This is a genomic window from Ruegeria sp. HKCCD6428, assembly GCF_013110595.1.
Lineage (GTDB): Bacteria > Pseudomonadota > Alphaproteobacteria > Rhodobacterales > Rhodobacteraceae > Ruegeria.
Genome location: NZ_WVQX01000008.1, coordinates 35,884 through 55,369 on the forward strand (window position 1 = coordinate 35,884; position 19,486 = coordinate 55,369).

The 19,486-nt window shown below is 58.7% G+C and carries 19 protein-coding genes and 1 pseudogene; 13 read left to right on the top strand and 7 right to left on the bottom strand.

The genetic code is table 11. The features are described from left to right. Positions 1–46: 46 nt before the first annotated feature. From truB to rpsO, 4 genes are all read left to right on the top strand, one after another. Entirely contained in the window at positions 47–952 is a 906-nt protein-coding gene (gene truB, locus GS620_RS16635; protein WP_170346688.1) for a tRNA pseudouridine(55) synthase TruB, read from the top strand. Between the two features lie 21 nt (positions 953–973). Next, a complete protein-coding gene (locus GS620_RS16640) occupies positions 974–1,477 on the top strand; it encodes a DUF1643 domain-containing protein (RefSeq protein WP_170346689.1) in 504 nt (167 codons plus the stop codon). Positions 1,478–1,571: 94 nt separating this feature from the next. Continuing rightward, positions 1,572–2,585 (top strand): calcium-binding protein, encoded by a 1,014-nt coding sequence (locus GS620_RS16645; RefSeq protein ID WP_171616987.1) that lies wholly within the window; start codon positions 1,572–1,574, stop codon positions 2,583–2,585. A gap of 143 nt (positions 2,586–2,728) precedes the next feature. Beyond that, on the top strand, positions 2,729–2,998 hold the full coding sequence (gene rpsO / locus GS620_RS16650) for a 30S ribosomal protein S15 (RefSeq protein WP_152459381.1): 270 nt from the start codon (positions 2,729–2,731) through the stop codon (positions 2,996–2,998). Positions 2,999–3,160: 162 nt separating this feature from the next. On the opposite strand, the gene GS620_RS16655 is transcribed toward rpsO, so the two are convergent. Both GS620_RS16655 and GS620_RS16660 read right to left on the bottom strand, forming a co-directional pair. Further along, entirely contained in the window at positions 3,161–3,913 is a 753-nt protein-coding gene (locus GS620_RS16655; protein ID WP_171616989.1) for a class I SAM-dependent methyltransferase, read from the bottom strand. 344 nt (positions 3,914–4,257) lie between these two features. Then, entirely contained in the window at positions 4,258–5,859 is a 1,602-nt protein-coding gene (locus GS620_RS16660; protein WP_152459384.1) for a BCCT family transporter, read from the bottom strand. 482 nt (positions 5,860–6,341) lie between these two features. Here GS620_RS16660 and pnp point away from each other — a divergent pair, with 482 nt between their 5' ends. Together pnp and GS620_RS22090 are read left to right on the top strand one after the other, a co-directional pair. Then, positions 6,342–8,492 (top strand): polyribonucleotide nucleotidyltransferase, encoded by a 2,151-nt coding sequence (gene pnp, locus GS620_RS16665; protein WP_171616991.1) that lies wholly within the window; start codon positions 6,342–6,344, stop codon positions 8,490–8,492. Positions 8,493–9,036: 544 nt separating this feature from the next. Continuing rightward, positions 9,037–9,468 (top strand): annotated as a pseudogene (locus GS620_RS22090) (Hint domain-containing protein); the annotation flags it as partial. A 214-nt stretch (positions 9,469–9,682) separates the two neighbouring features. Here the strand turns inward: GS620_RS22090 and GS620_RS16675 are convergent. Beyond that, positions 9,683–10,318 carry a DUF1326 domain-containing protein gene (locus GS620_RS16675; RefSeq protein ID WP_171616995.1) on the bottom strand — a complete coding sequence of 212 codons (636 nt, stop codon included), beginning with the start codon at positions 10,316–10,318 and terminating at the stop codon, positions 9,683–9,685. Between the two features lie 235 nt (positions 10,319–10,553). Between GS620_RS16675 and GS620_RS16680 the strand changes: the two genes are divergently transcribed. The 3 genes from GS620_RS16680 (at position 10,554) to GS620_RS16690 (ending at position 12,179) form a co-directional block, all read left to right on the top strand. Next, positions 10,554–10,826 carry a PepSY domain-containing protein gene (locus GS620_RS16680; protein ID WP_171616997.1) on the top strand — a complete coding sequence of 91 codons (273 nt, stop codon included), beginning with the start codon at positions 10,554–10,556 and terminating at the stop codon, positions 10,824–10,826. Positions 10,827–10,849: 23 nt separating this feature from the next. Then, on the top strand, positions 10,850–11,350 hold the full coding sequence (locus GS620_RS16685) for a helix-turn-helix transcriptional regulator (protein ID WP_171616999.1): 501 nt from the start codon (positions 10,850–10,852) through the stop codon (positions 11,348–11,350). 139 nt (positions 11,351–11,489) lie between these two features. Further along, a complete protein-coding gene (locus GS620_RS16690; protein WP_171617001.1) occupies positions 11,490–12,179 on the top strand; it encodes an outer membrane protein in 690 nt (229 codons plus the stop codon). Positions 12,180–12,407: 228 nt separating this feature from the next. Here the strand turns inward: GS620_RS16690 and GS620_RS16695 are convergent, their stop codons facing one another. Continuing rightward, positions 12,408–13,058, bottom strand: coding sequence for a peroxiredoxin (locus tag GS620_RS16695; RefSeq protein ID WP_171117162.1), 651 nt, complete (start codon positions 13,056–13,058; stop codon positions 12,408–12,410). A 213-nt stretch (positions 13,059–13,271) separates the two neighbouring features. Here GS620_RS16695 and GS620_RS16700 point away from each other — a divergent pair, with 213 nt between their 5' ends. Further along, positions 13,272–14,711, top strand: a complete 1,440-nt coding sequence (locus tag GS620_RS16700) for an aldehyde dehydrogenase family protein (RefSeq protein WP_171617003.1) — start codon at positions 13,272–13,274, stop codon at positions 14,709–14,711. A gap of 60 nt (positions 14,712–14,771) precedes the next feature. Here GS620_RS16700 and GS620_RS16705 read toward each other — a convergent pair whose 3' ends face one another. Both GS620_RS16705 and GS620_RS16710 read right to left on the bottom strand, forming a co-directional pair. Further along, on the bottom strand, positions 14,772–15,209 hold the full coding sequence (locus GS620_RS16705) for a glyoxalase superfamily protein (RefSeq protein WP_371809818.1): 438 nt from the start codon (positions 15,207–15,209) through the stop codon (positions 14,772–14,774). Positions 15,210–15,383: 174 nt separating this feature from the next. Next, positions 15,384–16,235, bottom strand: coding sequence for a bifunctional helix-turn-helix domain-containing protein/methylated-DNA--[protein]-cysteine S-methyltransferase (locus GS620_RS16710; protein WP_171617005.1), 852 nt, complete (start codon positions 16,233–16,235; stop codon positions 15,384–15,386). Between the two features lie 116 nt (positions 16,236–16,351). Between GS620_RS16710 and nth the strand changes: the two genes are divergently transcribed. From nth to GS620_RS16725, 3 genes are all read left to right on the top strand, one after another. Then, the gene (gene nth / locus GS620_RS16715) at positions 16,352–16,996 is read left to right on the top strand and encodes an endonuclease III (protein WP_171617007.1); all 645 of its coding nucleotides are present in this window, start codon (positions 16,352–16,354) and stop codon (positions 16,994–16,996) included. Continuing rightward, entirely contained in the window at positions 16,993–17,982 is a 990-nt protein-coding gene (locus GS620_RS16720) for an adenosine kinase (RefSeq protein ID WP_171617009.1), read from the top strand. The genes nth and GS620_RS16720 overlap by 4 nt, the downstream gene beginning before the upstream one ends. 149 nt (positions 17,983–18,131) lie before the next feature. After that, positions 18,132–18,830, top strand: coding sequence for a glutathione S-transferase family protein (locus GS620_RS16725; RefSeq protein WP_171617011.1), 699 nt, complete (start codon positions 18,132–18,134; stop codon positions 18,828–18,830). A 35-nt stretch (positions 18,831–18,865) separates the two neighbouring features. Here the strand turns inward: GS620_RS16725 and GS620_RS16730 are convergent, their stop codons facing one another. Further along, entirely contained in the window at positions 18,866–19,351 is a 486-nt protein-coding gene (locus tag GS620_RS16730; RefSeq protein ID WP_171617013.1) for an RNA pyrophosphohydrolase, read from the bottom strand. Positions 19,352–19,486 lie beyond the last annotated feature (135 nt).

The following is a 19,486-nucleotide window of genomic DNA, read 5'->3' on the forward strand; positions in this document are numbered from 1 at the left end:
TGGCGATCCGCTAGGTCGCGCGCCTCAGCAAGATTGAAGGTGCTTTATGGGACGCAAACGCAAGGGTCGCGACATTTCCGGCTGGCTGGTGGTGGACAAGCCCGCGGGCATGACGTCGACCGCCGTGGTCAACAAGGTGCGCTGGGCCATGGATGCCAAGAAGGCGGGCCATGCGGGCACGCTGGACCCCGAGGCCACCGGCGTTCTGGCCGTGGCCCTGGGTGAGGCGACCAAGACCGTTCCCTACATCACGGATGCTTTGAAGGCTTACACCTTCACTGTCCGTCTGGGTCAGGCCACCAACACTGACGATGCCGAGGGCGAAGTGATTGCCGAAAGCGATGCGCGTCCGTCAGACGAAGACATCAAGCAGGCGTTGACCCCGTTTCTGGGCGACATCATGCAGGTTCCGCCCAAGTTTTCCGCCGTGAAAATCGACGGCCAGCGCGCCTATAAACTGGCCCGCGACGGCGAAGACGTTGAACTGACCGCACGGCCCCTTTGGGTCGAGGAACTGATCCTTGTCGACCGCCCCGACGCAGATCACGTGGTGCTGGAGATGACCTGCGGCAAGGGCGGATATGTCCGCTCGATCGCCCGCGATCTGGGTGAAGCGCTGGGATGCCACGGCCACGTCCGGGAACTGCGCCGGATCTGGTCCGGACCGTTCGAGGCCGAAGACGGGTTGAGCATCGAACAGATCGACGAAATGGCGAAGACCACGGCGCTGGACGACTATCTGCACCCGCTGGAAGCCGGCCTGTCCGACCTGCCCGAGCTCAAATGCACCCCCGAAGGCGCAACCCGCCTGCGCAATGGCAACCCGGGCATGGTGTTGGCCTCGGATGTTGAATACGGCGACGAGGCATGGGCCTCGCTGGATGGCAAGGCCGTGGCCGTGGGGGTTTATAAATCGGGCGAATTGCATCCCAGCCGGGTGTTCGCCGCCTGAACCACGTGTTAGGCGAAAAGCATGATCACCCGAACGCACACCAAGGGCGATGCGCCCTCGACCGCCATCTATTCCGACTGCGAGAAATACCGCTATAGCCTGACCCGTGTGTGGGACCCGGCAGGGCGCAAGGCGCTGTTTGTCATGTTGAACCCGTCAACCGCGACCGAAGTGCAGAACGACCCGACGGTGGAACGCTGCGAACGTCGTGCCCGGGCGCTGGGGTTCGGCGCGTTTCAGGTGACCAACATCTTTGCCTGGCGCGACACCGATCCGCGCAAGATGCGTGCCGCTGCCGATCCGGTAGGCCCGGAAAATGACGCCGCCATTCTGGAAGGTGTTCGGTGGGCCGATCAGGTCATCGCCGCCTGGGGCACCCATGGTGCGCATCTGGACCGGGGCCCGGCGGTGGAAACCCTGCTGCGCCGGACCGGCCAGCCGCTGTTCCATCTGGGCTTGACCAAAGACGGCCACCCCAAGCACCCGCTTTATATCGCCTACAGCCAACAGCCCGAGCAATGGTGATAAAGTATTAACCATTTCAATAACTTGACTTTGACCCGACCGCCGATTGCGTGGGATGTTCACCCTCGGAGCATTCTGCGATCGGAGAGGTGTCATGTTTCTGGCCGGATTGATCGGACTCGCCGCCATCGGCGGTGCCGCATACGCGATGAGCGACATGCTGATCGAAGACGAGGACGTATCAGAGGACGACCCCAATGATGACGCAGAAACTGAACCCGACACCGGAGAGTTTCTTGAGATTGGCGAAAACGTCGAAGACCCGGTAAACCCCGACATCGAAACCCCATCCACTGGAACCGTAATCTCTGAATTCGAAGGAGACCTCGTGATTGCCGGCAGCGATGGCCCGGACCAGATCACCGGTCAGGACGGTGTTGACCAGATCAACGGGTTTGGCGGCGATGACACCATCGACGGCGGCCAGGGCGACGACGTTCTGCACGGGGGCGACGGTACGGACACGATTGCGGGCGGTCAGGGTGATGATGTTCTGCACGGAGAGGCGGATGACGACTTTCTGTTCGGCAATCAGGGGGACGACGCCCTGTTCGGCCATTTCGGGGACGACACCCTGGATGGCGGCGAAGGCGAAGACGAGCTTTACGGCGGTCAGGGTAACGATACTCTGATGGGCGGGGCCGATGATGACGCGTTGCAGGGCGGGTTCGGAGACGATGCGCTGAACGGTGGCGCAGGTGAAGATACGGTCTTTGGCGGCGACGGCGACGACTTTGTCTTTGGCATCGAAGAGGGCGCAGCCGAAAAGGATTTCCTGAACGGCGGCGACGGTGACGACACCATTGTGGCAGGCGGCGGGGATGTGGTGACCGGTGGGCAGGGCGCCGATGACATCGTGCTGAGCCCGGGTGACGAAGACGTCACCGTCATGGGCTTCCAACCCGGCGAGGACAAGCTGCTTGTCACCTGGGAGGATGAGGCCGACCCGGAGATTGAGGTGGAACCCGACGCGGAAAATGCCAACCTGACGCGGGTCATGATCAACGGTCAGGAAGTGGCGCAGGTATACGGGGCCGAAGGTATGTCGGTGGCCGACATTCAATTGATCACCGAAGCGCAACTGGCCCAGTACGGGCAGATGGTCTGATCCCGCAAATTCCCTTTGCCATTTGGTGAAAATGCGCCTATACGCGCCCATCCGCATCGGAATCGGTGCGGTTTTCTCCATGGGCCTGTGCTGGACGACATCCCGGCCTGCGCCATCAACTCTAACCTTTGAAGGAGACCCCGATGTCGATCACTGCTGAAGAAAAAGCACGCGTCATGAAAGAATTCGCAACCAAAGAGGGCGACACCGGTTCGCCTGAAGTACAGGTTGCCATCCTGACCTCGCGCATCACCACTTTGACCGAGCACTTCAAGACCCACAAGAAAGACAACCACGGTCGTCGCGGTCTGCTGAAGATGGTTGCCCAGCGCCGTAAGCTGCTGGACTATCTGAAAGGCAAAGAAGAAGCACGTTACCAGGACCTGATCAAAAAGCTGGGCATCCGCCGCTAAACGCTTTTTTGCAGATGACCTGAAACCGGGTATTCCGGTTCGACGCCCGCCAACCGGCGGGCGTTTTCCGTTGGATCCACCGCAAGCGATACCCCCCCTTAACTTGCCAGAGCAACTGGACATTCCCCGACGGTCAGGGAATGTCCGTTGCGGCACTTGGTTTTAGGCTTTCTGCGTGTTTTCCCAACGCGTGGCATAGTCACTTTGCGACACATTTTCACTTGTCTTGGTGCCGGCAACAGGTTTTCGAACCACATAATCCAGAAGAACAGGCAATCCCGGACCAAAAGTTCCCAGCGGTCGCGGACGTTTCTTTGTCTTGTTGGGGTCCGTCATTTTCACCACGTCACGAGCAGCGTATGGCCTCAATGGCTGCCACACGCATTTCAGAGCCTCATAGTTCATGGCGTTTACCCAAAAGCCGTACACGATCTCTGGGCAAATCTGATAGAAGCCGTGATTGATCCAGTTGTTCGATGGCGAATGTGCGATAAACACACCCCCGCGCTTCAGCATCTTGTCAATGTTCCGGTAGGCGGTCGGCAAATCGAACACGTGCTCGCAGGTTCCACCGTCATAGATAACGTCAAACCGACCAACCAGATTTTCAGGCAAATCCCCCGCGAGATCCTGAACGATGCTCGCACCTTCGAAGTCCGAAAAATCCAGCGAATCCACTTCCGAGAATCCAAGTTTTCGAAAGAATGTTTCCGAGTATCCATCATCCGGGTTGCGAAGGTCAGCTTCGGCCACTCCGGGCAGGTATTTCTGCAAGGTTTCCCTGAACAATGCGGCGGACTTAGACCGGCGCGCACCGATCCAATCCTGCCGCCCAAGCATCAGAAAGCTTCCTGAAAGGTCATTGGATTTGACATCTTCGATCAGGCGCGCAGCCAGGACATCAACAATTGACACTCATTCCTCCGAAGGGTGGTCCAAAGCGGTTTTCTTCGCGTGAACGTCCTATTCTGCGTATTCAATGTCAACGCAATAGCAACGTCCCGGAACATGCGGCAAAGCGGGCAAGTTTCCCGGGCAGCGTAAAGTTGGAAGCTTCCCTGCTTTGCTGACATCCTGCGCCCGGGTGTTCGGCATCCGGCATCAAGCGCAGAGCCCGACCTGTGCGGTTTTCTTCGCGCTGACGGGTGTAAAATTCCGGTCAAGACACCGCGCAGATCTCTTCACTTTATGCAGGCTCCACAAAACCGAAGACGCCCACCAATCGGCGGGCGTCTCGTTCATGGGAAAAATCTTCGGCTCTACATTTTCGCCTTTTCTGATTTCAACGCCAGCCACAGGCAATAGCACATTATCAGAACCACCAGCGTAAAGGGGATGCCGGTTGAAACCGCCGCGCCCTGCAATGCGGAAAGACCGCCTCCCAACAGCAATGCGATGGCAACCAGGCCTTCCAAAGTACACCAGAACACGCGCTGAACCACGGGTGCGTCCATCTTGCCGCCTGCGGTGATCGTGTCGATCACCAAAGATCCGGAATCAGACGAGGTGACGAAGAAGATCACGATCAGGACAAGGGCGATCGGGGCTACGATGCCGTAAAGCGGCAGCTCCTTCAGGAAACCGAACAGCGCTCCCTCGGGGGCGTAGCTGTCGATCACGGTCGCGCGCACACCTTCTGCTCCGCCTGCGTTCAACATGTCGATGGCTGCGCCACCGAAGGTCGACATCCACAGGGCACAGACGGCTGTTGGCGCCAGCAGCGCACAGATTACGAACTCGCGCACCGTACGGCCCTTTGAAATGCGGGCAATGAACATGCCAACAAACGGTGACCATGCGATCCACCACGCCCAGTAGAAGGTTGTCCAACCGTGGAAATAGCTGGTGTCTTCCCGTCCGAACGGGTTCGACAGCGCGGGCAGGTGCAGCACGTAATCAGTCATCACGTTGAAATACCGGGCGATGGCGGTGCCAATGCCCGTTACTGCGATGACGAAAAGGAACAGCCCCACGGCCATGATCATATTGATCTCACTCAGCCGTTTGACGCCCGCATCCATGCCCAGCAAAACCGAGCCCAGCGCGATCAATGTAATGCCAATGATCAGCAGAACTACGACGGTGGGGCTGGGTTCGATGCCGAAGACCTCGTATAGGCCAGCGGCAACCTGCTGAGCACCCAGACCGAGCGATGTGGTCAATCCGAACAACGTGGCAAAAACCGCCAACGTGTCGATGATATGGCCCCACCAGCCCCAGACCCGTTCACCCAGAATTGGATAGAAGGCCGAACGCAAAGTCAGGGGCAGGTTCAGATTGTAGCTGAAGATCGCCAGGCTCAGGCCGACTGCGGCGTAAACCGCCCAGCCTTCCAGCCCCCAATGGTGAATGGTTCCAACAACGCCGATATACTCATTGCCCGGAACAGCAATATCGATACCCAGTGGGCGCGCATTCCCGTCTTCGGCAAAGTTGTAGTAGACCGGCTCCATCACACCGAAAAACAAAAGACCGATACCAATACCGGCGGCGAACATCATCGCAATCCATCCGGCGTAGGAATAATCAGGCTTGGCGTCCTTGCCGCCGATCCGCACACTGCCGACGGGCAGGATGATCAGAACGAGGCAAAACAGGGTGATTGCATCTACCGAAAGGACCAGAAACCAATCGAACGTGCTGGTCAGCCAAGGCCGGAGCCAGCCGAAAAACGTAGCTGCGGCCTCTTGGTTGGCCAATGCGATCAGAACGAACGCAAAGATCATGATACTCGAGATCAGAAAGACCGGGTTGTGAATGTCCAAGCCAAACGGCCGGACGTTATCCTGCCCCAGTTCATATTCCGTTTCGAAGTCGTAAATCCGGGGGTCCGGATCCAGCATCTTCTTTGTTTGTGCCATTCGATTGCCCTTCTGTTCGCTGTCTGCAAACGCCAAGGTATTCGGTCGGCGGACGGGAATGAGTTAGTTAACCCCCTTGGCGCGTTTCCGTCATTTCGACCGCAGGCTTAGTGATAAGAGCTTATACTGCCTTCATATTTTTACAAAATGCATTCGATTGCGGATATGTTAGCGCTACACGCTGTTCCGGTTTCTCGTAACCCCGGACCTGAAGAACCAACAGCGGCTTGATAAGTTGATCGTTGTTCGGGCTTGAATCTTTTGCGCCCGGTGGCAGCACAAGCCAGTCCCGGCATGAAACGGCCATCCGATGCAGTTTCGCTTTCCTTCCAACGCATTCTCATGTATGCGCGCGGTATCTGAGACGTTGTGCCCTGACCCCGGCACTCGAATGGAAGATAAATTGGGGTCGGCGGCAATGGGGCCGCCACGCAAAACGGGAGACCCGCAGGGGCGGGAGTGCTCCCATCTAGGATACGCATATGTTTGATGTAACGAAGAAATCGATGCAGTGGGGCGAGGAAACGCTTACACTGGAAACCGGCAAGGTTGCCCGTCAGGCTGACGGCAGCGTGATTGCCACCCTGGGCGAAACCAGCGTCATGGCCAACGTGACCTTCGCCAAGGAACAGAAGCCCGGTCAGGACTTTTTCCCGCTGACCGTGCATTACCAAGAGAAATACTATGCCGCCGGCAAGGTTCCGGGTGGCTTCTTCAAGCGCGAAGCGCGCCCGACCGAGAAAGAGACGCTGACCGCGCGTCTGATCGACCGTCCGATCCGTCCGTTGTTCGTTGACGGCTTCAAAAACGAAGTCCTGGTGATGTGTACCGTGCTGAGCCACGATCTGGTCAACGATCCCGACATCGTTGCGATGATTGCTGCTTCGGCTGCTCTGACCATCTCGGGCGCACCGTTCATGGGCCCGATCGCGGGCTGCCGCGTGGGATACACCGACGGTGAATATGTCCTGAACCCGACCGTGGACGACATGCAGGACCTGCGCCTGAACCCCGAACAGCGTCTGGACCTGGTTGTGGCCGGCACCAAAGACGCCGTGATGATGGTGGAATCGGAAGCGTACGAACTGTCCGAAGCGGAAATGCTGGGTGCGGTGAACTTTGCGCATGAGCAGATCCAACCGGTCATCGACCTGATCATCTCGCTGGCGGAAGAAGCCGCGAAAGAGCCGTTTGACTTCCAGGCGCCGGATTACTCCGAGCTTTATGCCGCCGTTAAGGCCGCCGGTGAAGAGCAGATGCGCGCCGCCTTCGCGATCACCGACAAGCAAGAGCGCACCGCCGCCGTTGCCGCCGCCCGCGAAGCGATCAAAGAGGCGCTGACCGAAGAGCAGCTAGAAGACGGCAACCTCGGTTCCGCGATGAAAAAGCTGGAAGCCGGCATTCTGCGTGGCGACGTCGTCAGGGGCGGCAAACGGATCGACGGTCGTTCGACCACCGATGTCCGCTCGATCGTTGCGGAAACCTCGCTTCTGCCCCGGACCCACGGTTCTGCCCTGTTCACCCGTGGTGAAACACAGGCGCTGGCTGTAACCACGCTGGGCACCGGTGACGATGAGCAGTTCATCGACGCGCTGCATGGCAACTTCAAATCGAACTTCCTGCTGCACTACAACTTCCCTCCGTATTCGGTGGGTGAAGTGGGCCGCGTGGGTTCGCCCGGCCGTCGTGAAATCGGTCACGGCAAGCTGGCATGGCGCGCGCTGCAGGCTGTTCTGCCTGCACCGACCGACTTCCCCTACACCATCCGCGTGGTGTCGGAGATCACTGAATCCAATGGCTCGTCCTCGATGGCGTCGGTCTGCGGCGGTTCGCTGTCGATGATGGATGCAGGTGTTCCGCTGAAAGCGCCAGTTGCCGGTGTGGCCATGGGTCTGATCCTGGAAGATGACGGTGAGTACGCTGTTCTGACCGACATCCTGGGTGACGAAGACCACCTGGGCGACATGGACTTCAAGGTTGCGGGCACCGAAAACGGCATCACCTCGCTCCAGATGGATATCAAGGTTGCCGGTATCACGCCGCAGATCATGGAAACCGCCCTGGCACAGGCCAAGGAAGGCCGGATGCACATTCTGGGCGAGATGGGCAAAGCCCTGTCCGAGACCAACGATTTCTCGGTCCACGCCCCGCGCATCGAGACCATGAACATCCCGACCGACAAGATCCGCGAAGTGATCGGCTCGGGCGGTAAGGTCATCCGCGAGATCGTCGAGGTTTCGGGTGCCAAGGTCGACATCAACGACGACGGTGTCATCAAGATCGCCTCGCCCGATGGTGAATCGATCCAGAAGGCCTATGACATGATCTATTCGATCGTGGCCGAGCCGGAAGAAGGTCAGATCTACACCGGTAAAGTGGTCAAGATCGTCGACTTCGGTGCCTTCGTGAACTTCTTTGGCAAGCGCGACGGTCTGGTCCACGTGTCCCAGATCGAAAACCGCCGCCTGAACCATCCGTCGGATGTTCTGAAAGAAGGTCAGGAAGTCAAAGTCAAACTTCTGGGCTTTGACGATCGCGGTAAGGTGCGCCTGTCGATGAAAGTCGTCGATCAGGAGACCGGCGAAGAGATCGTTCCGGAAAAGAAAGAAAAGAAAGAGGAAAACGCAGAGTAATCTGCCCCTCTGACCCACAGCGGAAGGCCCCGGTTTCATCCGGGGCCTTTTTGTTTGCGCGGCAGCAGGACGGTTAACTGCGCCGCAACTTTGGTAAATCAATTATTAACACTTATTGCGTGTATTAGCTCAACCTTAAGGGGGATATTGCCGTTTTCAAGGAAGCTGTTCGACCGTGGCATCGATTACTGTTTATGAAATCAGCGCAGACCCGTTCAGCAACCGCATTGTTGATATTACTGCTGCGTATTCGGTCGACGTCACGGATAATGACGCTCTGCTGCAAGATCCCGACCCGGATGGCAGCTCGCAACTTGACCTCGGGTCTCTTCCCGGCTTTTCCGGCTCGACCCAGAATTTCAGTACTTTCGAAAACTACACAGGAACGGTCGATGGCGCGCCGGTCACGTTCATCCTGATCCAGTTTTCAAACCCGCGTTACATCATAGTCACTTCGGGTCAGGCCGAACTGAATGACACGATTTCAGATACCAGTTTTGCCGGCACCGCGCCGCCATCCGCGTATGACACTTTGCCTTCTTTCGTGTGTTTCACCTCAGGATCTCTGATCCAGACACCAACTGGGCTGCGCCGGGTCGAGGCGCTGGAGCCCGGCGACCCGGTCATCACCGCCGGCGGCCATGCCCGCCCGGTCCGCTGGATCGGCAAGCGCCGGTTGTCCGCGGCTGAGTTGCGGCGAAACACGCACCTGTCCCCTGTACGGATCAAGGCGGGCTGTTTCGGGTCGAACAGCCCAAGCCGCGATCTCGTCATTTCCCCACAGCACCGGATTGCCGTGACCTCGACCATGATGGAGCTTATGCATTGCGAAGCGGCGATGCTGGCCCACGCAAAGGGGCTGATCAATGGGCATACCATCGTTCAGGAAACGCCCGCACTTGGGGTGGAGTACATTCATATCCTCTTTGATCAGCATGAGTTGGTGAATGTCGAAGGAATCTGGTCCGAGTCCTTTTACCCCGGCGACACCAGCCTTGGGGCAATGGCACCCGCCACCCGAAGCGAGCTGTTCGAACTGTTCCCGGAACTTGCCAATGGTGAAGGCAGTTACGGTTCGACCGCATTGCCGGTCCTCAAACCTTTCGAAGTCCGGGTGCTGTCGGCGGATCTGGCGGTTCCGGGCTGGAAAGTCCGCCCCAATGAATCCGCGAAAGCCGCCTGACCGCAGGTCAGTGCGCGACACCACCGGGGCCATGTTTCAACAGGTGCCACTGGCCGTAGCTGTCTTTCAGATCCAGTTTGATCGCCGCATCGGCTCGGGTCGAGGCGCTGCCGATCTCGGCAATGGTGAATTCGATCCCACCGGGAATATCGATGCGTACACGGTGTTCGCCGCCACCATGCGGGGCCTGAATCGGGCGCCCGGTCGACTTTAGAACGTCGCCAACGGCAACGCTGGCCGTTCGTCCTTCGATATCCATCTCAAGCTCGATCGGCAGGTACAGCGTGTCGTGCACCGTCTCACACATGGCCCGGAACACGTACCAATGGGTTGCCATCTCTTCGGTTTCTTCGCCGTGAAAGACTTTTTCCAACGCATCGCGCTGCGCCGGTGAGGCCGCGGGGTCGACGATCACCTGCATTTCGCCGCCACCTTCGAATATTGGCCCGGGCCATGCATAGATCAACGCAGCCTTGGTTCCACTCAGATCCGTTTCGCCAAAATATCCGGTGGATATTTCAAGCACCTCGAAGCCGCGGCAATCGCCATGCGTCGGCAATTCCTCGAACTGGCAGGGGCAGGCATAGCCGCAGTTGCAGTTTCCGAAGCTTTCTCCCTCGACGTACCAATCTGTAAAAGCCATGGTTTTCTCCTGTTCAGGACAGTCAGAAAGCCCGACATCGTTGGTCACATGCCCGTATGTTTCCGCAAAACAAACTATCACAACTTGATTGCAATCTGAACCTGACGCGCGCAAACGGCCGCAAATGGCATAAACCTTGGTTCCATTCGCCCTGTTTCAACCAAAAACCAATCGCAGGTGTCCGCTGCCATCCCCAGTTCGACCGCATCGCCACAACGAAAAAAGGAGATGCGATATGGAAACCTTGAAACTGCTGACACTGACGGGATTGATCGCAACCGCACCGGTTCTTGCTTTGGCCAATGTCGGACTGGGCGACAAACTGGGCACAAGCGAAGCCGATATCCGCACGGCGCTTGAAGCCCAGGGGTACCAGATCGAAGAGATCGAATTCGAAGGTGGGAAGATCGAGGTTGAACTCACCAAGGATGGCGGGGAAACTGAACTGGTTCTGTCTGACACGGACGGGGTGGTGACAGCCATCGAGCTCGAAGAGGACGACGACTGAACCTGCAACGTCCAAGGGGCCGCATGAAAGTACCTCAAACGTCTTTGCTCTGGCTCCTTCTGGTGATGCAGGCCCTCTGCGCCGCCTTTTTCATGACGGATGCGGTGCTGGATTGGACAGGCGGTGACGGCGCAGGGTTTCGTAACCTTCATTCGTTCGAACTGTTTCTGTCGCTGGCGCTTGTCGGCGGCCTGAGCGCCACGATCGCCCTGATCCGTTCCCAGTCCAGGCGGGTGCGCGACATGCAGCGGCAACTGCAAGTGGCGCAAGGGGCTTTTGCCCAGGTCATCGAAACCCAGTTCAGCGAGTGGAAGCTCAGTGATGCTGAGCGTGACGTCGCCATGCTGACGATCAAGGGTCTTTCCATCGCGGAAATCGCCGGAATGCGACAGACGAAAGAAGGGACGATCAAGGCCCAAAGCGCTGCAGTCTATCGAAAGGCGGGCGTTTCCAGCAGGGTGCAGTTGCTCAGTTTCTTTGTCGACGAACTCCTGTCAGAACCGTTGGTCAGGGATGTGCCCTGAAACAGTGGCAGAGCCTCGTGTCTATTCACTCACACATTCCTAAAAACCTGTGAAACGAAGTGAAGGCCCGGCGCCTTTCTTTTTGGGCAAGCCTCGTCCACATCCATGGCATGCGGACTTTGGAACACTGGAGATGGTTATGTTCACGCGCCTCATTCTCGCCTCTTCGGCTCTGGCGATCAGCGCAACGGCGCTTGCCGCGCAGAGCCTGGGCGACGGCACCTATATTCACGGCTTCATCGGCTACAGCCAGCTACAGGACAGCGATTTCACCGGGACGATCGGTGGCGCGACGCAATCGGTCGATACCGAATTCGACGCAGGTTTCGGACTGGGCCTCGCGATAGGCAAGGAAATCCCGCAATGGTCCAACGATATCATCGGAACGCGGATCGAGCTGGAACTGTCTTATCGCGACAGCGACGTGGATGGTGTGAACTTTACCGGCAATGGTCCGGGGCCCGAGGGCAATATCTCGGGCGACGTCACGCAGACCTCGTTATTTGCCAATCTGCTGTTCGATTTCAAACAGGCCGGCGCGCTGACACCGTTTGCCGGGTTTGGTCTGGGGGCCACCTATTCGGATCTGGAATTCTCTTACGGGCCGGGTGTGGCGCTGAACGACACCGACACCACCTTGGCCGCCCAGCTGATCGCCGGTGTGGCATATGACATCAACGCGTCGACAGCGTTCACGATTGACGCCCGTTACGCCCGCGCCTTTGATGTTTCGTCGCAGCGCCTGGCCCCCAACGGAGCTTTGACCGGCAACGTAGAGGACGATCTGGATACTTTCAGCATCAATTTCGGACTTCGCCATAATTTCTGATTGCTTCGGGTGTCAGGTTTCTCTCCGGTTTCCTGCACCTCTTTGCCCTCGCGCCTCAGGCGCGGGAGCACCCGGAAAACCCCGAAAAATGCAGTACGCGCTGGATATGCCGGTGGTCGCCCGAACTGCAACAACCGCCTGCTTCATCTGGCGAAAAAATATCCTCCGGGGGAATCGTGCCAGCGGGCACGATGGGGGGCAGACAGCCCCCCTGACCCGGCAACCGGCTTACGACGGCGCTTTGGTCTTGCGCAGATAGGGGAAGATCGTTTCGAACTCGCCAAACTTGGCCTTGGCGTCTTCGTTCGACACGGTTGGCGGGATGATCACGTCTTCACCCGGCACCCAGTTGGCAGGTGTCGCAACGCCCTTGGCCGACATCTGCAAACCGTCAAGCGCACGCAGAATTTCGGCAAAGTTCCGGCCCACGGTCATCGGGTAGGTCATCGACAGCTTCAGCTGCTTGTCCGGGCCGATGATAAAGACGGAACGCACCGTGGCACTGTCAGCCGGTGTACGGCCGTCGGGCAGATATGCTTCGGCAGGCAGCATGTCGAAAGCCTTGGACACAGCCAGACCGTCATCGGCGATGATCGGAAAGCCGGGTTTGGCCTTGCCATATTCCTCGATGTCCTTCTTCCACTTTTTGTGGTCTTCGACACCATCGACCGATACGCCGATCACCTTGGTGTTGCGCGCGGCCCATTCGTCATTCAACTGCGCAACGGCCGAAAACTCGGTGGTGCAAACAGGTGTAAAATCCTTTGGGTGCGAGAACAGAATGGCCCAGCTGTCGCCAATCCAGTCGTGAAACTGAATGGTGCCCTGATCCGTTTCTGCCGTGAAATTCGGAACGGTGTCGTTGATACGCAAACCCATGGGGCATCTCCTTCTCTGTGAAAAACCTGAATCGGTTGTTTGGAACCTAATCACTTTGTGTGCAGGTTAAACCGTCCATCACGCCTGGCGATACGGAATTCGTGGGCATTGCCAGAAAATAATTTGATCAAATTCACTATTGCTCAGCCTGTGCATGGGTGACAGAGTGGCCCCGAACAACCGGTTTCAGGCAGACCTTCAGGAGGGCTCAGGATGATCGAAAAGCGGGATTTCTATATTAATGGTCAGTGGGTGGCCCCATCGCAGCCCAATGACTTCGAGGTCATCAACCCGTCAACCGAAGACCCCTGCGCCGTGATCTCGCTTGGCACCGAAGCCGACACGAATGCGGCCGTTGCCGCGGCCAAGGCCGCCCTGCCGGGCTGGATGGCCACGCCAGTGGAAACCCGCATCGCGCTGGTGGAAAAACTGGTCGAACTCTATGCAGCCCGGGCAGAGGATCTGGCGCAGGCGATGTCGCTGGAAATGGGCGCCCCGATCGATCTGGCGCGCTCGGCGCAGGCGGGTGCCGGCATCTATCACCTGAAGAACTTCATCCGCGCCGCCAGGTCGTTTGAATTTGAACGCCCGCTGGGGGATCATGCGCCGAATGATCGCATCATTTACGAGGCGGTTGGCGTTGCCGCTTTGATCACGCCGTGGAACTGGCCGATGAACCAGATCACGCTCAAGGTTGGGGCTGCTGCGATTGCGGGCTGCACCATGGTGCTGAAACCGTCGGAACAAAGCCCGCTGAACGCGATGATCTTTGCCGAGATGATGGACGAGGTAGGCTTCCCGCCCGGTGTGTTCAATCTGGTCAACGGCGACGGCGCGGGTGTTGGTTCGCAACTTTCGGGCCATCCGGATGTGGACATGGTCAGCTTCACCGGCTCGACCCGCGCAGGCACCGCGATTTCCAAAAATGCGGCAGATACCCTCAAGAAAGTACATCTTGAGCTTGGAGGCAAAGGGGCCAACGTCATCTTTGAGGACGCGGACGAAAAAGCGGTTAAGCGTGGGGTGCTGCACATGATGCAAAACACCGGCCAGAGCTGCAACGCCCCCAGCCGGATGCTGGTGCAACGCCCGATCTATGACAAGGCTGTGGAAACCGCGGCCGAGGTTGCAAACATGGTCAAGGTTGGCCCTGCCTCAGAGGAAGGCCGTCATATCGGACCGGTGGTGAATGAAGTTCAGTGGACCAAGATTCAGGACCTGATCCAGAAAGGCATCGATGAAGGGGCGCGGCTGGTCGCAGGTGGCACCGGACGGCCAGAGGGGCTGAACAAGGGCTACTATGTCCGCCCCACGGTCTTTGCCGATGCAAACAACCAGATGACCATCGCCCGCGAAGAAATCTTTGGCCCGGTTCTGACCATGATCCCCTTCGACACCGAAGAAGAGGCTGTCGAAATCGCCAATGATACACCCTATGGCCTGACCAACTATGTTCAGACGCAGGACAGCGCGCGTGCCAATCGCATGGCGCGGGCGCTGCGCTCGGGCATGGTCGAAATGAACGGACAATCGCGCAGCGCGGGCTCACCGTTCGGCGGCATGAAGCAATCCGGCAACGGGCGTGAAGGCGGCGTCTTTGGGCTTGAGGACTTCCTCGAGATCAAAGCTGTCGGTGGTTGGGCGGCAGAGTAACTTTACCTGCTAAGCAGACAGATCGGGCGGGGCAACACGGTTGGCCCCGCCCGCAACCCCCTATAGGGGCCGCACTACAAGCTGGGGCACGCCATCGGACGTGCGGCGCCGGGATTGACCGTCCCACCCAATCTCTCCGGTGACGCGCTGTCGAAATGCAGAAAAGCTGTCAAAGCGCACCACATCTACCGGCGTATCGAAATGCAGGGTCACTCGGCGACGCGCGCCATCGCCAAGCATGGTCAGACCGCGAATTTCGGCCGTGAACGCCTGACCCAGATAGCGCCCTTCGACCCGATCACCCACGCGCAGATGCATCCGGTTTCCGGCCATTGCGTGCAAGGTGTTCCAGTCTCGAACGCCATGCTGATGGGCCAGCAGTTCCAATGCCGCACTGTGCGACAGCGAAACGCCCTTCGTTTTCAAGTCTTCCCGCAGGCGTCTCGCCTGCGCTTTCAGCTCTTCAACCGGAGCAACGGTTCGGGATCGTGTCATCATGTGCCTCGTTTCCTTGAACGGGCGCGAAGTCAGGACGGGGCTCGCATTTCCATCCGCGCGCCGGGAAAGGGCAACAGATGCTTTTCAAACCGGGTTTCACCAAAGCCAATGGCCGCGAACGGCAGGGGACCCGAACCTGAGGTGCCTTTTGGCAGCGGCCGGGCCGTATGTCAATCAGGCGTCTGCCTGCGCCGCCTCATAGGCCAGCATGGCACGCTTGACAGGCAAGCCCCAGTGATAGCCCCCCAGACCACCTGATTTGCGCAATGCCCGATGGCAGGGGATCAACCAACTGACCGGGTTGCGGCCAACTGCCGTTCCCACGGCGCGAACGGCTTGCGGCGAGCCGACTCGCTGGGCGATCTCGGAATAGGTCGTGACCTGCCCGGACGGGATATGCATCAGCGCTTCCCACACCTTGATTTGCAAAGGTGATCCGATCAGGAAAAGCGGTGTCGGCTCCAACCGGTCGCTGGCAGCGCCAAAAGCACTCAGCACCCAAGGACGCAGGCGCATCGGATCTTCGACGAACGTTGCCTTGGGCCAACGCGAGATCATGTCTTCCATCGCGGCCTCTTCGCCGGTCTCGGCCCCGAAGGCGATGCCGCAGATGCCCTTGTCGGTCCCCATGACCAGCGCAGGGCCAAAGGGACATTCGAACCACCCCCAATAGATCGTCAGGCCTTCGCCCTTGCGGGCATATTCGCCGGGGCTCATCGATTCCCACTTCAGGAACAGATCATGCAGACGCCCGCTGCCGGACAGGCCCACATTGTGGGCCGTTTCCAATGTCGTAAACCGTTCACGCAACAATGCCTTCGCATGGCCCAGCGTCAGGTATTGTTGATACCGTTTCGGTGACACTCCGGTCCAACGCGAGAACAAACGCTGGAAATGGGCCGGGCTCATATCCATCTGGCGGGCCAGTTCATCAAGGCTCAGGCCTTCACCGCCCTGATCGATCAACTCGATTGCCCGGCGCATGACGTTGTAATGATAACCGCTTTCTGGGGTCTGGACGTTCATGGTTCCACCTCATCATCTGACAAAACCATAGCGCGCCGGCCACGCTGTCGCGACCCGGAACTTGCGCATTGGCTTTGTGCTTGTGTCAGGGCGCGGTGGACGGCATTAAGGCCCGGATGGCAAAGCAACTCGACTATCATACGATCCGCGAGATTTTCACGCGCTTTCAAGAGGCCGACCCGGAACCCAAGGGAGAGCTGGAGCATGTGAACGTCTATACTCTGGTCGTCGCCGTGGCCCTTTCGGCGCAAGCCACGGATGCGGGCGTCAACAAGGCGACGCGCGAGTTGTTCAAGATCGCCGACACGCCGCAAAAGATGCTGGAACTGGGCGAGGACGGCCTGATCGAGCACATCAAGACCATTGGCTTGTTCCGCCAGAAGGCCAAGAACGTCATCAAGCTCAGCCGTATCCTGGTTGACGAATATGGTGGCGAGGTTCCCAATTCCCGGGCTGCCCTGCAATCCCTTCCGGGTGTGGGCCGCAAGACGGCCAACGTGGTTCTGAACATGTGGTGGCGGCAACCGGCGCAGGCGGTGGACACCCATATCTTTCGCGTCGGCAACCGCACCGGTATTTGCCCCGGCAAGGATGTGGACACGGTCGAACGCGCCATCGAAGACAATATTCCCGCTGACTTTCAACTTCATGCGCATCACTGGCTGATCCTGCATGGCCGGTACCACTGCAAGGCGCGCAAGCCGCAATGCCCGACCTGCATCATCCGTGATCTCTGCCAATTCGAGGACAAAACCCTATGAAGACTTATCAACTGACCGGCATCGGAAATGCCGTTGTGGACGTGATTTCCCAGGCCGATGACAGCTTTCTGGAGCTGATGGGCATCGAAAAAGGCATCATGCAGTTGATCGAACAGGAACGCGGCGAGGTGCTGTACGCCTCGATGGAAAGCCGAGTTCAAACGCCGGGCGGCTCAGTAGCTAATACAATTGCGGGCGCAGGCGCTCTTGGGCTGGATGCAGCGTTTATCGGCCGGGTACACGATGACGCTCTGGGCCGGTTCTATGCAGATGCGATGAACGAAGATGGCGTCGACTTCGTGAACCCGCCTGTTCCGGGTGGCGAATTGCCCACGTCACGCTCGATGATCTTTGTCTCGCCTGATGGCGAGCGGTCGATGAACACCTATCTGGGCATTTCCTCGGAACTGTCGTCTCAGGACGTTCCGGATGAGGTCGCAGGAAACAGCCAGATCATGTTTCTCGAGGGGTATCTGTTCGACAAGGAAAAAGGCAAGGCGGCATTCCTTGAGGCCGCACGTGCCTGTCACAAGGGTGGCGGCAAGGCCGGGATTGCCATTTCCGACCCATTCTGTGTGGAACGGCATCGGGTGGATTTCCTGCTGCTGATTGAAAACGAGCTGGATTTCGTGATCGGCAACGAGGCCGAGATCAAATCCCTGTTCGAGACCGACGACCTGGAAGAGGCGCTGCGGCGTACGTCGGCGATCTGCCCGCTGGTGGTCTGCACCCGTTCGGGTGACGGGGTGACGGTTATGAACGGCGATGCTCGCATTGACGTACCGGTCGAGAAGGTCGTCCCCGTTGACGCAACAGGTGCCGGCGACCAGTTTGCCGCCGGGTTCCTGTTCGGCATGGCGACGGGACGCGATTACGAGACCTGCGCCCGCATCGGCAATGCCTGCGCCCGCGAGGTCATCAGCCATATCGGCCCCCGCCCCGAGGCGAACATGCTGGAGCTGCTGAGGGAAGAAGGGTTGGTTTGAGGACGCGGGTTTCCCGCGCCTTTCTTCGGGAAAAAATTCGGCTCGACCCTGCGAGCGCGGCCTGAACACCGGGCCGCGAAGCCCTTTTTTGCTGGCAGGGCTAGCTCTGACAGCGTTATGCTTTTCGCATTAAAAAGGGGGGGGGTGTCATGAGAGCACTGCTGTTCACGACGGGATCGCCATTTGCAAGGGCGGTCAGGATCGTTCTGGACGAACTTTCGCTGGATTACGAAAGGCGAGAGGAAATCACCACGCCCAGCGCCGAGCAACGCGCGCAGGCGACTCCGACATTGCAGGTGCCGACATTCTGGGACGGCGATCTTGTGCTGTGGGAAAGCGGCACCATCGTCGAATACCTGCTGTCGACCTATCCGGACAGGCCGCAGGCCGCGCCCAAGCTGGCACCCTTTGCCTTTCGGCCCGGGGGCGCGCAGTGGCAGGACAAGCTTGTATTCTCGACCATCCAGACCTTCGGCTACGCGGCCACGACCATCTCGCAAATGAAATGGTCCGGCGTGAGCGTGGACCAGAACGCGCATCTGCAGCGGTCGGCCGAGAAGCTGACCCATATCCTGGGCTGGCTGGAAGACCGGCTGAGCGGCGAGGACGGTTTCGTGCCGAGCTACCTGTCGATGCAGGATATCTTTCTGGCCGCCCATGTGCGTTTCGTGCAGGCAAGGCCGCTTGGTGTCGACCTGAAACTGGACCAATACGGCAAGGTTTCGGCGCTGCTCGACCGGCTGGATGCGCGCGACAGTTTCAAGGCAAACCCGATCTGGTGGTGGGAGCCGGGGGTCATCGGCTATGAGCCCGACGGCACGCCTGTCTACGCAAAACAGAATGCCTGAGTCGGGACGCCGGCACGGAGCTGTCGCAGCCCTTTTTAGCGCAGATACCCACGAAAGGCCTCCATGACGCGCTCGTAGACCTCGCGTTTGAAGGGCACAATCTCGGCGATCAGGCGATCGGAGTCCTGCCATTTCCAGCGGGTGAACTCGGGGTGATCCGTCTGGATGTCGATCTGGTCGTCGGTTCCCAGAAACCGCATCAGGAACCATTTCTGCTCCTGCCCACGATACCGGCCTTTCCAGATCTTGGGCACGATGTCATGCGGCAGGTCATAGGGCAGCCAGCCCTCGGTCTCGGCCACGATTTCCACAAGATCACCGGTTACACCGGTTTCTTCCAACAGCTCTCGCAAGGCCGCATCACGAGGGTCTTCGCCCTTGTCCACGCCGCCTTGTGGCATCTGCCAGGCGTCCTCGAACCGGTCGTTGCGCTGGCCGACGAAGATCTGGCCCTGATCGTTCATCAGCATCAGCCCGACGCAGGGGCGATAGGGCAGTTTGGCAATTTCTTCGGGGGTCATGCGCGGCCTCATCGTGTTGTTTCGCCCACCTCTAGCAATCACCGGCGCAACAGCAAAGAGGGTGACGTGGGGTTTCGCGTGACAAAGTTTACGCGAACGTCAATCTATCACGCAAATTCAGGAGGGAGAGTTTTG

What these genes read in the sequence shown, in the direction of transcription:
- truB (WP_170346688.1), top strand. Translation starts at nt 47, where the DNA reads ATGGGACGCAAACGCAAGGGTCGCGACATTTCCGGCTGGCTGGTGGTG.
- GS620_RS16640 (WP_170346689.1), top strand. Translation starts at nt 974, where the DNA reads ATGATCACCCGAACGCACACCAAGGGCGATGCGCCCTCGACCGCCATC.
- GS620_RS16645 (WP_171616987.1), top strand. Translation starts at nt 1,572, where the DNA reads ATGTTTCTGGCCGGATTGATCGGACTCGCCGCCATCGGCGGTGCCGCA.
- rpsO (WP_152459381.1), top strand. Translation starts at nt 2,729, where the DNA reads ATGTCGATCACTGCTGAAGAAAAAGCACGCGTCATGAAAGAATTCGCA.
- GS620_RS16660 (WP_152459384.1), bottom strand. Translation starts at nt 5,859, where the DNA reads ATGGCACAAACAAAGAAGATGCTGGATCCGGACCCCCGGATTTACGAC.
- pnp (WP_171616991.1), top strand. Translation starts at nt 6,342, where the DNA reads ATGTTTGATGTAACGAAGAAATCGATGCAGTGGGGCGAGGAAACGCTT.
- GS620_RS16675 (WP_171616995.1), bottom strand. Translation starts at nt 10,318, where the DNA reads ATGGCTTTTACAGATTGGTACGTCGAGGGAGAAAGCTTCGGAAACTGC.
- GS620_RS16680 (WP_171616997.1), top strand. Translation starts at nt 10,554, where the DNA reads ATGGAAACCTTGAAACTGCTGACACTGACGGGATTGATCGCAACCGCA.
- GS620_RS16685 (WP_171616999.1), top strand. Translation starts at nt 10,850, where the DNA reads ATGAAAGTACCTCAAACGTCTTTGCTCTGGCTCCTTCTGGTGATGCAG.
- GS620_RS16690 (WP_171617001.1), top strand. Translation starts at nt 11,490, where the DNA reads ATGTTCACGCGCCTCATTCTCGCCTCTTCGGCTCTGGCGATCAGCGCA.
- GS620_RS16695 (WP_171117162.1), bottom strand. Translation starts at nt 13,058, where the DNA reads ATGGGTTTGCGTATCAACGACACCGTTCCGAATTTCACGGCAGAAACG.
- GS620_RS16700 (WP_171617003.1), top strand. Translation starts at nt 13,272, where the DNA reads ATGATCGAAAAGCGGGATTTCTATATTAATGGTCAGTGGGTGGCCCCA.
- GS620_RS16705 (WP_371809818.1), bottom strand. Translation starts at nt 15,209, where the DNA reads ATGATGACACGATCCCGAACCGTTGCTCCGGTTGAAGAGCTGAAAGCG.
- GS620_RS16710 (WP_171617005.1), bottom strand. Translation starts at nt 16,235, where the DNA reads ATGAACGTCCAGACCCCAGAAAGCGGTTATCATTACAACGTCATGCGC.
- nth (WP_171617007.1), top strand. Translation starts at nt 16,352, where the DNA reads ATGGCAAAGCAACTCGACTATCATACGATCCGCGAGATTTTCACGCGC.
- GS620_RS16720 (WP_171617009.1), top strand. Translation starts at nt 16,993, where the DNA reads ATGAAGACTTATCAACTGACCGGCATCGGAAATGCCGTTGTGGACGTG.
- GS620_RS16725 (WP_171617011.1), top strand. Translation starts at nt 18,132, where the DNA reads ATGAGAGCACTGCTGTTCACGACGGGATCGCCATTTGCAAGGGCGGTC.
- GS620_RS16730 (WP_171617013.1), bottom strand. Translation starts at nt 19,351, where the DNA reads ATGACCCCCGAAGAAATTGCCAAACTGCCCTATCGCCCCTGCGTCGGG.